16 protein-coding genes are annotated in these 13697 nt (G+C 68.3%); 11 read left to right on the forward strand and 5 right to left on the reverse strand.

What is annotated here, in order from left to right; genetic code table 11:
- Positions 1-19 precede the first annotated feature (19 nt).
- Together P5G52_RS06515 and P5G52_RS06520 are read right to left on the reverse strand one after the other, a co-directional pair.
- Complete coding sequence (locus P5G52_RS06515; RefSeq protein ID WP_087074562.1) at positions 20-688, reverse strand: potassium channel family protein; 669 nt, start codon at positions 686-688, stop codon at positions 20-22.
- The gene (locus P5G52_RS06520; RefSeq protein ID WP_301225757.1) at positions 681-2093 is read right to left on the reverse strand and encodes a TrkH family potassium uptake protein; all 1413 of its coding nucleotides are present in this window, start codon (positions 2091-2093) and stop codon (positions 681-683) included. The genes P5G52_RS06515 and P5G52_RS06520 overlap by 8 nt, the downstream gene beginning before the upstream one ends.
- A gap of 136 nt (positions 2094-2229) precedes the next feature.
- On the opposite strand from P5G52_RS06520, the gene P5G52_RS06525 reads away from it, so the two are divergent.
- The 4 genes from P5G52_RS06525 to P5G52_RS06540 all read left to right on the forward strand — a co-directional run bounded on the left by P5G52_RS06525 (position 2230) and on the right by P5G52_RS06540 (position 4790).
- Positions 2230-3432, forward strand: coding sequence for an acetoin utilization protein AcuC (locus P5G52_RS06525; protein ID WP_301225759.1), 1203 nt, complete (start codon positions 2230-2232; stop codon positions 3430-3432).
- A 51-nt stretch (positions 3433-3483) separates the two neighbouring features.
- The gene (locus tag P5G52_RS06530; RefSeq protein ID WP_301225761.1) at positions 3484-4098 is read left to right on the forward strand and encodes an ArsR/SmtB family transcription factor; all 615 of its coding nucleotides are present in this window, start codon (positions 3484-3486) and stop codon (positions 4096-4098) included.
- Between the two features lie 183 nt (positions 4099-4281).
- The gene (locus P5G52_RS06535) at positions 4282-4494 is read left to right on the forward strand and encodes a helix-turn-helix domain-containing protein (protein WP_301225763.1); all 213 of its coding nucleotides are present in this window, start codon (positions 4282-4284) and stop codon (positions 4492-4494) included.
- Between the two features lie 197 nt (positions 4495-4691).
- Positions 4692-4790 (forward strand): 30S ribosomal protein bS22, encoded by a 99-nt coding sequence (locus P5G52_RS06540; protein ID WP_003792170.1) that lies wholly within the window; start codon positions 4692-4694, stop codon positions 4788-4790.
- A 133-nt stretch (positions 4791-4923) separates the two neighbouring features.
- Here the strand turns inward: P5G52_RS06540 and P5G52_RS06545 are convergent, their stop codons facing one another.
- Entirely contained in the window at positions 4924-5736 is an 813-nt protein-coding gene (locus P5G52_RS06545) for an HAD family hydrolase (RefSeq protein ID WP_301225765.1), read from the reverse strand.
- A 61-nt stretch (positions 5737-5797) separates the two neighbouring features.
- Between P5G52_RS06545 and P5G52_RS06550 the strand changes: the two genes are divergently transcribed.
- Together P5G52_RS06550 and P5G52_RS06555 are read left to right on the forward strand one after the other, a co-directional pair.
- Positions 5798-6055 carry a glutaredoxin family protein gene (locus P5G52_RS06550; protein WP_435868648.1) on the forward strand — a complete coding sequence of 86 codons (258 nt, stop codon included), beginning with the start codon at positions 5798-5800 and terminating at the stop codon, positions 6053-6055.
- A 172-nt stretch (positions 6056-6227) separates the two neighbouring features.
- Entirely contained in the window at positions 6228-6935 is a 708-nt protein-coding gene (locus P5G52_RS06555; protein ID WP_301225769.1) for a redox-sensing transcriptional repressor Rex, read from the forward strand.
- A 36-nt stretch (positions 6936-6971) separates the two neighbouring features.
- Here the strand turns inward: P5G52_RS06555 and P5G52_RS06560 are convergent, their stop codons facing one another.
- Both P5G52_RS06560 and P5G52_RS06565 read right to left on the reverse strand, forming a co-directional pair.
- Positions 6972-7655: a hypothetical protein gene (locus P5G52_RS06560; protein WP_301225771.1), complete on the reverse strand. Its 684-nt coding sequence runs from the start codon at positions 7653-7655 to the stop codon at positions 6972-6974.
- Between the two features lie 191 nt (positions 7656-7846).
- Positions 7847-8404, reverse strand: coding sequence for a YceI family protein (locus P5G52_RS06565; protein WP_301225773.1), 558 nt, complete (start codon positions 8402-8404; stop codon positions 7847-7849).
- A gap of 169 nt (positions 8405-8573) precedes the next feature.
- Between P5G52_RS06565 and P5G52_RS06570 the strand changes: the two genes are divergently transcribed.
- From P5G52_RS06570 to ccsB, 5 genes are read left to right on the forward strand one after another with little or no spacing between them, the layout of a single operon-like run.
- Positions 8574-9251 carry a histidine phosphatase family protein gene (locus tag P5G52_RS06570; RefSeq protein ID WP_301225775.1) on the forward strand — a complete coding sequence of 226 codons (678 nt, stop codon included), beginning with the start codon at positions 8574-8576 and terminating at the stop codon, positions 9249-9251.
- Positions 9252-9290: 39 nt separating this feature from the next.
- A complete protein-coding gene (locus P5G52_RS06575) occupies positions 9291-9908 on the forward strand; it encodes a TlpA family protein disulfide reductase (protein WP_435868649.1) in 618 nt (205 codons plus the stop codon).
- Positions 9909-9929: 21 nt separating this feature from the next.
- Complete coding sequence (locus P5G52_RS06580) at positions 9930-10733, forward strand: cytochrome c biogenesis CcdA family protein (RefSeq protein WP_301228690.1); 804 nt, start codon at positions 9930-9932, stop codon at positions 10731-10733.
- 3 nt (positions 10734-10736) lie between these two features.
- Positions 10737-12518: a cytochrome c biogenesis protein ResB gene (resB, locus tag P5G52_RS06585; RefSeq protein WP_435868650.1), complete on the forward strand. Its 1782-nt coding sequence runs from the start codon at positions 10737-10739 to the stop codon at positions 12516-12518.
- Positions 12515-13546: a c-type cytochrome biogenesis protein CcsB gene (ccsB, locus tag P5G52_RS06590; protein WP_301225777.1), complete on the forward strand. Its 1032-nt coding sequence runs from the start codon at positions 12515-12517 to the stop codon at positions 13544-13546. Before resB ends, ccsB begins: the two co-directional genes overlap by 4 nt.
- Positions 13547-13697 lie beyond the last annotated feature (151 nt).

The following is a 13697-nucleotide window of genomic DNA, read 5'->3' on the forward strand; positions in this document are numbered from 1 at the left end:
CGGCTCCGACGGGCCGCGGCTAGGGCCGGCCGGCGAAGCGCTCGAGCAGGTCCACGTGGCCCGAGACGATCAGCATGTCGCGGCCGGACACCTTCGTCTCGGGCCGCGCATAGGTGAAGTCCTCGCCGGGCGACTTCACGCCGACCACCGTGACGCCGTACTTCGAGCGTACGGAGGACTCGGCGAGCGTGAAGCCCTGGGTTTCCTTCGGCGGATACATCTTCACGATCGCGAAGCCGTCGTCGAACTCGATGAAGTCGAGCATGCGCCCGCCGACGAGGTGCGCGGCCCGCTGGCCGGCGTCCGCCTCCGGATAGATGACGTGGTTGGCGCCGATGCGCTTGAGGATCTTGCCGTGCGAGGGGGTGATGGCCTTGACCCACAGGTGGTCGATGCCGAGGTCCACGAGGTTGGCGGCGATGAGCACGCTGGACTCGATCGAGGTCCCGACCCCGACCACGGCGGCGGAGAACTCCTGGGCGCCGAGCTGCCGGAGTGCGTCGATGTTCGTCGCATCCGCCTCCACGACGTGCGTGAGGATGCCCGCGAACTTCTGGACAAGCTGCGGGTCCCGCTCGATGGCCAGGACCTCGCGGCCCTGTCGGACCAGTTGCTCGGCTGTCGCCGCGCCGAAGCGGCCGAGTCCGATCACGAGGACGGGTGCGTTGTGGGCGGGTCTTTCAGCCAATGATCGGCCTCTCGTCAGGGTAGTGGTAGAGCGTGCTGCGCTGCCTCAGCGCGAGAGCCGAGGCGAGGGTGATGGTGCCCATGCGCCCCGCGAACATCAGGGCGGACAGGACGTACTTGCCCGCAGGGGGCAGCTCGGCGCTCAGGTTGGTGCTGAGGCCGACGGTCGCGAACGCGGAGATGACCTCGAAGACCACCTTGTCGAGCGGTTCGTCGGAGAGGGCGAGGATGAGGCCGCTGCCGACCAACACGAGCGTGGCGCCCATGAAGATCACCGAGATAGCGACGCGCATCACGCTGTGCGGGATGGTGCGTCCCCAGGCGCGCACGTCGGAGTCGCCGCGCGCTTCGGCAACGATCGCGAGGAACATGACGGCGATGGTGGTGACCTTGATCCCGCCGGCCGTCGACGCGGACCCGCCGCCCGCGAACATGAGGGCGTCCGTCAGGAGCATCGTCGTCGTGTTCATGTCGTTCTGGTCCACGAGGTTGAACCCGCCGGAGCGCGTCATGACCGAGGCGAAGAAGGCATGGATGGTCTTGTCGGCGACGCTGAGGTTGGCGATCGTGCGGCTGTTCTCCCACTCGAGGAATCCCCACGCGAAGGTGCCCGCCACGAGCAGGATCAGCGAGACGGACACCGTGAGTTTTGCGTGCAGCGTCCACTTCCTGAACCGGTGGCCCACCTGCACGAGGACCATGACCACGGGGAAGCCGAGGCTGCCGAGGAAGACTCCGACCATGAGGGGGGTGAGGATCCAGAGATCCGTCTCGTAGGGCACCAGGCCGTCGCTGTGGGGGGTGAAGCCTGCGTTGTTGAAGGCGGAGATGGAGTAGAAGATGCCGTGCCAGAGCGCCTGCCACCACGGTTCGCCGAGGAGCATGAACCGGGGGATCAGGACGACGGCGAGCACCACCTCGATCACCACGGAGGTGGTGATGACGATCCGCAGGAGAGTGCCGATCTCACCGAGGCGGCTCGCATTGTTGAGGGCCTCCTGCGCCAGCAGCTTCCCCCGGACCCCGAGGCGCTTGCTGACGATCAGGGCCAGGAGGGACGCGAGGGTGAGGGTGCCGAGGCCGCCGATGAAGATGCCGAGCAGGATCACCAGTTGCCCGAAGAAAGACCAGTGTGTCGCAGTGGACACGACGGTGAGGCCGGTGACGCAGACGGCGGACACCGCTGTGAAGAACGCATCGTGGATGGGGGTGACCGTGCCGCTGCTGCTCGACATGGGCAGGCTCAGCAGTGCGGTGAAGACCAGGATGACGGCGGTGAAGATGAAGAGGGCGAGCCGGGCGGGTGAACTGTTCGCGAAGGAGTCGACGAAGTCGCGGATCGAGGCCAGCAGCCTGAAGTACCCGTTGTGATCGTCCTTCAGCCGTCGTGGCTGGAAAGTCACCATTGCCGCCCGCACTGCCCCGTTCGCTGGTCCTCCCGCCGAAGCGGCATCGGAATCATCCCTTATCCTCCCTTGCAGTAGTAAAGCATCTCACCCGGACGCATCGTCGTAATATCGCCTATCGCGTAGCCTTGCAGGGATGTCTACGCACTCAGGGCCAGCGGTACCCCTCCAGGTCGTCTGGGACGAATCGATGCTGGCCTACAACTTCGGCGGGCAGCACCCCATGAACCCCGAGAGGCTGCACCTCACTGCCCGGCTCACGCGTGACTGCGGTCTGCTCGACCTCGGCCACGTGACGGTCGCGTCACCCTTCGTGGCCTCGGACGACGACCTCGCGACGGTCCACAGCCCCGACTACATCAGCGCCGTCCGCAGCGTCAGCAGCAACCCGGACCGCTCGGACGCCGGGATGGGCCTCGGCACCGAGGACACCCCCGCGTTCGTGGGCATGCACGAGGCGAGCGCCCGTCTTGCGGGCGGTTCGCTGGGCGCCGCCGACGCGATCGTGCAGGGCTCCGTTGTGCGGGCGGTCAATTTCGGCGGAGGTATGCACCACGCGGCCCGGTCGCGCGCCAGCGGCTTCTGCATCTACAACGACGCGGCGGCGGCCGTTCAGCGGCTGCTCGACCGCGGCGCCCGGCGCGTCCTCTACATCGACGTCGACGCCCATCACGGCGACGGCACCCAGAGCATCTTCTGGGATGACCCCCGCGTCATGACGATCTCCCTCCACGAGACGGGGATGAGCCTCTTCCCCGGGACCGGCTTCGCCAACGAGACGGGCGGACCGGGTGCCGAGGGCTACGCCGTGAACGTCGCGCTGCCGACGGTCGCGGGGGATTCCGCCGTGCTGCGGGCCTTCCACGCCGTCGTGCCGCAGCTCGCCGGGGCCTTCGCGCCCGATGTCATCGTCAGCCAGCACGGCTGCGACTCCCACCGGGAGGATCCCCTGACAAACCTGCGCGTCAGCGTCGACGCACAGCACGCGATGATGCTCGGCGTGCGGGAGCTGGCGGACCGGCTCTGCGACGGGCGGTGGATCGCGACCGGCGGCGGCGGTTATGCCCTGGCGAGCGTCGTGCCCCGGTCCTGGACGCTACTCGTCGCCGTGGCGGCCGGAGCCGCGATAGCGCCGGCGACCCCGGTGCCCGCGGCATGGCGGGACTACGTGCTCGAGCGGCACGGCATCGACACGCCGGCGCTGATGGGCGACGGCGCCGAGCCGTGGTGGCGCTCCTGGGAGATCGGGTACGACCCGAACGACGACCTGGACCGCACAGTGATGGCCACCCGCAAGGCAGTGTTCCCGCTCCACGGGCTGGACCCCTGGTTCGACTGATCTCCCGGGCGTCAGGATGCCCTCCGGCGTATATATCGCTAGGGTGGGCGGATGGGAATCGATGATGTATTCGCTGTCATCGCCGAAGGAACGCGCAGGCAGATCCTCAAGCACCTGCGCGACGGCGACAAAGCGGTGGGGGAGCTCGTTGTCGAGCTGCAGGTGAGCCAGCCGACGGTGTCCAAGCACCTGAAGGTCCTCCGGGAGGCAGGACTGGTCAGCATGAGGGCGCAGGGCCAGAAGCGCTACTACTCGCTGGACACCGCCCCGCTCGGACTCGTGCGGGACTGGCTTGCCGACTTCGATCCGCGGGCCGCCCAGCCCGGGGACATCGAACCGGCCGGCGGAAGCGCCGCTGCGGGAGCCGATGCCGGGCGGGGCGCGGGACCCGAGGGGGCATCGGACGCGGTACCGGAGGCTGTGCCCGAGGCGGGACCGGACGCTGGTCCGGATGCTGCGCCGGATGTCGTCCCCGAGATTGTGTCCCCCGCGGTCGCCGAAGCGACGCCGACAGACGCGGGAGTCCTTGCCGCTGCGGTCCTCGCAAATCCGGAGGTCCAGGTCGAGCCGGGGGCGCCGAGACCCCAGATCGGCAGGACCATGGGCAGGGCGGCCGAGCGCGCCGCCGATCTCCTGTCGCAGTTGCGCCGTCGTCGCGATTCATGAGGTCCTCCGTGCGGGTCCGGCGCACGGCTTCCTTTTCGTTTGGTTCCGCCAGCCACTAAAGTGATTCCTTAGGCGGATCATCCTTTGCTACAAGGCGACACGCCGTGCAGTCGCTCCGGGCATCCTTCTCGATGCCGGTCCCGGAGCGGGATCCAGGCCTCCATGCAAAGGAATAGTGGTGTGATGGCAGACGGGAATAACTTCTCGGATGTGCAGTTTCTGACGGTCGCGGAAGTGGCCGACCTCATGCGCGTTTCACGGATGACGGTGTACAGGCTCGTCCACGCGGGAGACCTGCCGGCAGTCCAGTTCGGTCGGTCCTACCGGGTCCCCGAATCGGCAGTGGGGGAGTTCCTCCTCCGGGCGCAGGTCGACGTCCAGACCGAGAGCGCCTGAGCGGCGGGCAGACCGTCCAGTCCGTTCTCCAAACGGATGTACCCTGTTAAGGAGCGTTTTGGGCGGGCCTAGGCCCGCCCGACTTTTGCACCATCCGGGCAACTGCCAGCAGGCATGTGCCTTTCGTCATCACAGCGCCGGCCTCTTGGCTTCCTGCCTGGATCCGCGCTGGCTACACAACAGTTTGTGAGGACTCTATGGGTTCAGTAATCAAGAAGCGCCGCAAGCGTATGGCAAAGAAGAAGCACCGCAAGCTGCTTCGCAAGACCCGTCACCAGCGCCGCAACAAGAAGTAGTCAGGCGCCCGGCCTCGAGCCGGAGTGTGCCGACCGGCCCGGATCCCCGCCTAGCGGGGAGCCGGGCCGTCGTCGTTCCCGAGGCTATCCGGAGCGCATCGTCGGGGTCGTCCGGAAGGACAGGGCAGCTGCGTCAGTGGGCCCTGAAGCGGGAGAACCCGCGCCAGAGTCCATAGATGGAGCCGACGACGGTGGCCGCACGCAGGCCGAACGTGGCGGCACGCCGGCCGCTGCGGAAGTCGTAAACGGGCCAGTTGTTCGCGCGGGCGTGGCGGCGGAGCCTGCTGTCCGGATTGATGGCGACGGGATGCCCCACGACCGTCAGCAGCGGGATGTCGTTGTACGAGTCGCTGTATCCCCAGCAGCGCGCGAGGTCGAGGTTCTCGCGCTCCGCCAGCGCCACGATGGCGGCGGCCTTCGCAGGTCCGTGCAGGAACTCGCCGACGAGCTTTCCCGTGTAGAGGCCTTCCGCGACCTCGCCTACCGTGCCGAGGGCGCCGGTCAGGCCGAGGCGGCTGGAGATGACCGCGGCGACCTCGACGGGCGTCCCGGTGACGAGCCAGACCTGCCGGTTCGAGGACAGGTGCTGCTCCGCGAGGGCGCGGGCGCCGGGCCAGATCTTCGAGGCGATCATCTCGTCGTACACCTCCTCGCCGAGGGCGAGGATGTCCTCGTGGGCGATGCCGATGGCGAAGGCGAGGGCGGCATCGCGGACCGAATTGACGTCCGTCATCGTCTCGCCCCGCATGATGAAGCGAAGCTGCTTCCACGCCAGACCCGCGGCGAAGCGGAGGGTGAAGGCCTTGCGCTGGTACATCTTGCGGGCCACGTGGAACAGGCTCGCGCCGCGCATCAGCGTGTTGTCGACATCGAAGAAGGCCGCTTCGCCCTGGGCCGGCGCCGGAGGCTCTTTGGAGGGCTGCGTGCCCCGGGCGGCGTCCGGCATGGTCTGAGTCTAGTTCTTCCCCTCCGCGCCTGCCCCTGCGGCGCGGCAGTACGGTTGGAGGATGGAAATGCCCGCGGATCCGCCTGGTACCGGCGTCGTTCTCCTGACCCGGCCGGAGTGCCACCTCTGCGAGGACGCGCGCATCGTCGTGGGGCGTGTGACGGCGGAACTCGGCGTCGGGTGGCGGGAGCTGTCCGTGACGGACGCGCCCGCCCTCGGGAAGCGTTTCGCCGAGGAACTGCCCGTCCTGTTCATCGACGGTGTGCAGCGGGACTTCTGGTCCATCGACGAGGCGAGGCTGCGCCGGTTGCTGTCCTAGCAGCCCACCCGTACGGCGCGGCCTGCCGGACGGCGGCCGTCCAGGAGCGGCGGGCCCGGCTTGGAGGCCCCGCGTCGTCGGCATACAGTGGTTCTACTTCCGCCCCCGACGCCGGGGGACACCCGGAACTGCCGCCCTGCCACCGGGTGCGGCGGTGCTAGCAACGGAGCCGATGACAGTGACAACGCCGGAGATGCCAGGCCTTCACCCCGTGGGCGACACGGCGCGTCACATTCCGCCTGCGTCCGTGGCCCGGCTCACCATCTACCTGCGGGCGCTCAACTCCCTCCTCGCCGAGGGCATCGAACGCGTCTCGTCCGAGGAGCTGGCGGATGCCGCCGGCGTCAATTCTCCGATGCTCCGGAAGGACCTCTCCTACCTCGGGTCCTACGGCACGCGCGGGGTGGGGTACGACGTGCAGTACCTGAACCGACAGATCTCGATCGCCCTCGGGCTCACGCTGGACTGGCGCGTGGCCATCCTCGGCGCAGGTAATCTCGGCCGCGCGCTGGCCGGCTATTCCGGTTTCGTCTCTCGCGGCTTCGAGATCGTTGCGATCTTCGATGCGGACCAGCTCGTCGTCGGTTCCGAGGTGGGGTATCTCCGCGTCAGCGCCGTGGACGACCTCGAGACCGTGCTGGAGCGCACCCGGACCAACATGGCGGTCCTCGCCGTGCCGGCGTCCGTGGCGCAGGAGCTGTGCGACCGGCTCGTCGCCGCGGGGATCTCGAGCATCCTCAGCTTCGCGCCGGTGGTGCTGCAGGTGCCGCCGCACGTGCAGCTGCGGAAGGTGGACATGTCCACGGAGCTGCAGATCCTGGCATACCACGCGCAAAGGGCGCAGGAGCCGGACCTCGGCCCGATCTCCCGCGCCCAATAGTCCGCGCCCGGTAGTCCGCTCGAGGCGGGGCCGCACTCAGTAGCCGAGCCGCCGCGGCGCGAAGTAGGGCCGCGAGGGCCTGAGGTACGTCAGGACGACGCCGGCGACTCCGAGGAGCATGACGATGACCCCCAGTGTGAGCGACAATCCCGACGGCGTCGCCAGCGGCTGGTCGCTCAGCTCGGCGGCCCGGCCGACCAGCGGCATGAGGAGGAAGCTGCTGAGCACGGACAGCACGTTCAGCGCGGCGAGCACCGTCGCGGTGATGCGCGCCCAGTTGTGGCCCTTCCTGATGAAGACTGCCAGCACCACGTACACGGCGGCGAAGAGCGCCGCGAACACGATGCCGAGCCCGACGCCGATCGATGCGCCTGCGATGTCGGGCACCTCGGTGGTCAGGGCCGAGATGATCGACGCGACGAGCGAGAGGACTCCGGCGGCCACGATCAGGTAGTAGGCCCTCACGACCTCCGCCGGAGCGGGCCCCTTCTCCGCGGGCCGCAGGCCTGCACCTCCGCCGGGGTAGGCGTAGGGCTGGGCGGCCTGGTAGCCGTACTGGCCGGTGTGGCCCGGTTGGCCCACCTGGCCGTAGGGTGTCCTGCCGTCGTTCTGCTGCCAGGTGCCCTGCTGCCCGGACGGGGACGTGCCGCCCGTCGAACCCGGGGGAGTCCCGAACTGCCTGTCGTCCTGGCCCGAAGGCGGGTTGTCCTGCGTGCTCATCGCGGCCCCCTCGTGTGGTCTGCCATCCGACTCGGGCGCCCTCTGGACGCTCCTTGCGCGGATGCGGTCCTCGTCAGCCTAGTTCGTCGGCCCGGGCGGGAACAGGCCTCAGCGCCGACGGCCGGCGTCGTCCAGTGGACGACGCCGGCCGGGAGCCGCGGTGCCTTTCGGCAGGGAAGCCGCGCGGTCGATCAGACCGTCACGGCGGCGGAAGCCACGAAGGCGGCTTCGATGGTGATGGTCACCTTGTCACCGACGAGGACGCCACCGGCTTCGAGGGCCGCGTTCCAGGTGAGGCCGAAGTCCTTACGGGAGATGGTGGTGGAGGCGGAGACGCCGGCGCGGGTGGCACCGAAGGGATCGACAGCGACGCCGTTGAACTCGGCGTCCAGGACGACGGACCGGGTGATGCCGCGGATGGTGAGGTCGCCGTGGATCTTGTAGGTCTCGCCCGAGCCCTCGTGGGAGGTCGAGACGAAGGTCATCTCGGGGAATTCCTCGACGTCGAAGAAGTCGGCGCCCTTGACGTGCGCGTCGCGGTTCTCGTCGCCGGAGGTGAAGGATGCGGTCTTGATGGTCGCCGTGATGCGGGAGTCCTCGAGCGAGGAGCCGACCGCGAGGGACGCGTCGACGTCCTTGAACGAGCCGCGGACCTTGCTGATGCCTGCGTGGCGGACGCTGAAGCCGACTTCGCTGTGCGCGGGATCGAAGGACCAGGTACCGGTGGTGAGGCCTGAGGGGACAGTCATGGTGAACTCCTGAGTGGAAGTGGGTGGCGCATGCTTACGAGATACAAAAGCATGCGTATGCATCTTTTATTCCAGAGATCGGTAAAACCTTCAAGTAAAGCGATGGCGAGGGGTCGTTGTCGTGATTCCCGATTGGCCGTCGCACGGGGCCATGCGGGAAACTGGAGGCATGCAGAGATCAACCGTCCACCTGGTGCGCCACGGTGAGGTCCATAACCCCGAGGGGGTCCTCTACGGGAGGCTCCCCGAGTTCCACCTCTCCGACCTCGGCCAGCGGATGGCCGAGCAGGTGGCCGGCTACTTCGAGCAGCGGCGGGATGAGGGTGCCAATATCGTCCACCTCGTGGCGTCTCCGCTCACCCGGGCGCAGGAGACGGCGCAGCCGCTTGCCGATGCCCTGGGCCTCCCGATCACGACCGATGAGCGCATCATCGAGGCGGCGAACGGCTTCGAGGGCATGTCGAAGATCAAGAGCCGGCTCCGCCAGCCGCGCTACTGGCCGCTGCTCGTCAACCCGTTCAAGCCGTCCTGGGGTGAGCCCTACCACCAGCAGGTGGAGCGCGTGATGGCGGGCGTGCAGGATGCCCGACGCCGTGCCGTGGAGCTCGCCGGACAGGAGGCCGCGGATCGTCCGGCCGAGGCCATCCTGGTCAGCCACCAGTTGCCGATCTGGGTGACGAGGCTGGCTGCCGAGCACCGCCGCCTGTGGCACGATCCGCGCCAGCGCGAGTGCACGCTCACGTCGGTCACGTCCCTCGACTTCGAGGGTGACGCCATCCGGCGGGTGCGCTACGCGGAGCCCTGCGCCGATCTGCTGCCCGGTGCGGCGAATGTCCCCGGCGCGTAATAGAATTACTACAAGCCGTAGAAATCATCGGAAGAAGCCGTGACCCAAACCGCCCGTTCTCCCAAGCGCCGCCTCCTGCTCAAGCTGGGTATGGTGCTTGCCTTCAGCGTGCCGGTTTCGCTCGTGGCGTCCTGCGCCGCTGAGGATCCCCTCGCCCAGCAGGCCGCGGCGGGGGACGGCAAGAACTACATCGCCGGGGACGGCTCCGTCACCGAGTACGCGGAGGCGGACCGGGGCGAGCCCGTGGACGTGACCGGCAGCCTGTTCGACGGCACCTCCGTCTCCAGTTCCGACTGGAGCGGCCAGGTCACCGTCCTGAACTTCTGGTACGCCTCATGTGCACCCTGCCGGGAAGAGGCCCCCGACCTCGTGGCACTCCACGATGAGTACGGACCCCAGGGTGCCGCGTTCTACGGCGTGAACATCCGCGACGAGCAGGCGACGGCAGAGGCCTTCGAGCGCAGTTTCGGCATCCCCTACGAGAGCTTCAACGACAAGGACGGCGGGGTGCTGCTCGACATGACGCAGTATGTGCCCCCGCAGGCCGTTCCCACCACGATCGTCCTCGATCGCGAGGGCCGGGTCTCCGCACGTATCCTCGGACTCGCCGACCGCGGGACCCTCAAGGCACTCATCTCCGATGCGCTCGCCGAGTAGCGCGGTCGCCGCGCCGTGCCGATGACCCTGCCGATGGCGGGCCAGCTGACCGCGTCCGTTCCCCTCGTGGCGGGGAATGCCTTCGCCGACGCCGTCCTCAACGGCTCCATGCTCCTCGCCCTGCCGGTCGCGCTGCTGGCGGGCCTGGTCTCCTTCGCGTCCCCCTGCGTCCTTCCCCTGGTCCCGGGATACCTCGGGTACGTCACGGGACTGACGGGTGTGGACCTCGAGAAGCAGAAGAAGGGGAGGATGCTCGCCGGGATCGGACTCTTCGTCCTCGGTTTCTCCGTCGTCTTCATGGCCTACGGAACGCTGTTCGGCCAGCTCGGAGCGTTCCTGAGGGTCTCGCAGGGATGGCTCATCCAGGTGTTCGGCCTCGTCGTGATCCTGCTGGGCATCGTCTTCATGGGAGGCATCTCCTGGTTCCAGCGAGAGAGCCGCGTGCACGCGAAGGTGCCCGCGGGTCTCCTGGGTGCCCCCCTGCTCGGTGTGACCTTCGGGCTGGGCTGGGCTCCGTGCATCGGTCCGACACTGGGGGCCGTGCAGCTGCTGGCGATCTCCGGGAACGATGCGACGGCCCTGAAGGGCGCCGTCCTCACGTTCGTCTACTGCCTGGGCCTGGGCCTGCCGTTCCTGCTGATCGCAGTGGGCGTGCGGCGCGGCATGGGAGCCCTCGCCTTCTTCCGGAGGCACAGGCTCCTGCTGCAGCGGGCCGGGGGAGGGCTGCTGGTGCTCGTCGGAGTCCTCATGGTGACCGGCGTCTGGAACTACTGGATCACACAACTCCAGGACCTCCTCATCGGCAACGTCGTCCTGCCGATCTGACCCATGACGACCGATGGAAGCCACGCGAGGACCGATACGAAGGGACAGGGCACAGTGAAGCAGGACACCCCGCAGGACACGAGGGAACGGGCAGGCGCCCAGGGCGCGACGCCCGACGTCGTGCTGCCCTCACTCGGGTTCTTCGGGACCCTGCGGTGGGCCTGGACGCAGCTCACCAGCATGCGTACCGCGCTGTTCCTGCTCCTCCTGCTCGCCGTCGCCGCCGTTCCCGGCTCGCTGTTCCCGCAGCGCCCGGCCAATCCCGCCGTGGTCACGCGGTACATCCAGGACAACCCTGACACGGGGCCCGTTCTCGACTGGTTCCAGCTGTTCGACGTCTACTCGTCGGTCTGGTTCTCCGCGATCTACCTCCTGCTCTTCATCTCCCTCATCGGGTGCGTGGTGCCGCGGGCGATCGCCCACTTCAGGGCCGTCCGTTCCAAGCCTCCGCGCACTCCCAAGCGGCTCTCCCGCCTGCCCGTCTACGGGACGCTCGAGGTTCCCGCGCACACCGCACGCGAAGCCGGTCTCACCCCGGTGTCCGCCGCTGAGGAGGCCGCCGCCGTCCTGCGGAAGCGCGGCTACCGGGTGGACCTGCGCGACGCGGGGACCGACCGTCCGTCCGTCGGCGCTGAGCGCGGACTGGCGAAGGAGCTCGGTAACCTCGTCTTCCACACCTCACTCATCGGCGTGCTGGTCTCGGTCGCCGTCGGCGGGCTCTTCGGCTACAACGGCCAGAAGGTCGTCGTCGAGGGTGAGAGCTTCGTCAACACCCTCATCGGCTACGACACCTTCAACCCGGGCTCCAACTTCTCGGACGACCAGCTCGAGCCGTACTCGCTCCGCCTCGACTCGTTCGACGTCCGCTTCGACCGCGAGCAGGAGAGCCATTACGGCCAGCCGCTCGACTTCACCGCGAACGTCACCACCCAGGACGGCCCGGGGGAGGACGAGACGCAGCAGGTCCTCAAGGTCAACGCGCCGCTCACGATCGGCGGGACGAACGTGTACCTCGTCGGCAACGGCTACGCGCCCGTGGTGACGGTCCGGGACGGCGAGGGGAACATTGCGCAGCAGGGCCCCGTCGTCTCGGTTCCGTCGGACGGCCTCTACACCTCCCTGATGGTCATCAAGGCTCCGGATGCCAAGCCGGACCAGCTCGGGTTCGTCGGCTTCTTCCTCCCCACCGCCTTCGTCGACGAGCAGGGTGTGTCCTTCTCGCGCGACCCGGACCCCTTCAACCCGCAGCTCAACCTGAACTCCTACTACGGGGACCTGGGGCTGGACGACGGCACGCCGGAGAACGTCTACGTCCTCGACACCGACAACCTCACCGAGCTCAACAGCCGCAACAGTGACGACGGCGGCATCGTGCTCGGCGTGGGCCAGACCGTCGACCTGCCCGAGGGCAAGGGGTCGATCACCTTCGACGGGCTCAAGCGCTACGTCGCACTCGACATCCACCACGATCCGGGCGAGGCAGGGGCCCTCGTGTTCTCGACCCTCGCGCTGCTCGGCCTCTCCGCGTCGCTGTTCATCGGCCGTCGCAGGCTCTGGGTGCGGACGGGCGAACACCCGGACGGGCGCATCATGGTCGAGTACGGGCTCCTCGCACGCGGTGAGGACAACCGGCTGCCGGCCGAGGGCAAGGCCGTCGAGAAGCTGCTGGCGGACCGCTGGTTGGTGCCGTCCGGCGCGGCGGGGGAAAATGGACAGCAGGAGGTCGGCGCCTCGTCGGCAGCCGGCGCGGGGCAGTCGCACCACAACTCAAAGGACAACTCATGACAGCACCAGTCAACGCTGAGCTCGGGCAGGTCAGTGAGCTCTTCATGCTGCTGGCCTCCATCGCCTACGTGGTGGCACTCGTCTTCTTCGTGCTCGACCTCGTGAAGTCGAGCCCGACCATCGGTTCCCTCGAAGCGCGCCTCGCCGGCGAGCAGGCAGTCCCGGCGCGCGCCCTCGCCGGTGTCGGCTCCCGTGGGGCGGGTTCGACGACGGCGGCCGCCCGCACGTCGCCCGCGGCCGACGACTCCATGGACTACGGGTCTGGGCCCCGGCGCAGGACCGCGCGGATCGCCGTCTCGCTGACGGTCCTGGCCGCCGTCATCCACGGTGCCGCCGTCATCACGCGCGGGGTCGCCGCGCACCGCGTCCCGTGGGGCAACATGTACGAGTTCTGCACCACGGGTGCGTTCCTCGTCGCTGCGATCTTCCTCATCACCCTCACCCGCAAGGACCTGCGCTTCGTCGGCTCCTTCGTGGTGGGACTCGTGGTCATCATGCTGTGCGCCGCCACTGTCGGGTTCCCCACGCCGGTCGCACGGCTGATCCCGGCCCTGCAGAGCTACTGGCTGATCGTGCACGTGTCCATCGCCGTCGCGTCCTCGGCACTGTTCACGATCACGTTCTCGATGTCCGTGCTCCAGCTCCTGCAGACCTCGCGCGAGGCCAAGCTCCAGGCAGGCAAGGCGGATCCCGCGAAGTTCCTCCGCCTGGTGCCGTCCGCCCTCAGCCTCGAGAACCTGTCCTACCGCCTCAACGCCATCGCCTTCGTCGGCTGGACCTTCACACTCATGGCCGGCGCCATCTGGGCGGAGCAGGCGTGGGGCCGCTACTGGGGCTGGGACACCAAGGAAGTCTGGACCTTCGTGATCTGGACCGTCTACGCCGGGTACCTGCACGCACGGGCTACGCGCGGCTGGACCGGGACACGTGCAGCGTGGCTCTCGATCGTCGGGTACCTGTGCATCGTGTTCAACTTCACGATCGTGAACATCTACTTCTCGGGCCTCCACAGCTACTCCGGGGTCTAGGCCGGGTCTCCCGTCCGGGCGGTACGCAAAAGCCCCGCGGCACATGCCGCGGGGCTTTCGTGTATCGGGAGAACATAATGCCGCGGGGCGGCCCGGGGGCTGACATCGCCGCGAAGGCTTTCGCACGCCGGGAGGGCCGTCGTCGCCGCGC

It is taken from the genome of Arthrobacter burdickii, assembly GCF_030433645.1.
In the GTDB taxonomy this organism is placed as follows: Bacteria; Actinomycetota; Actinomycetes; order Actinomycetales; family Micrococcaceae; genus Arthrobacter_D; species Arthrobacter_D burdickii.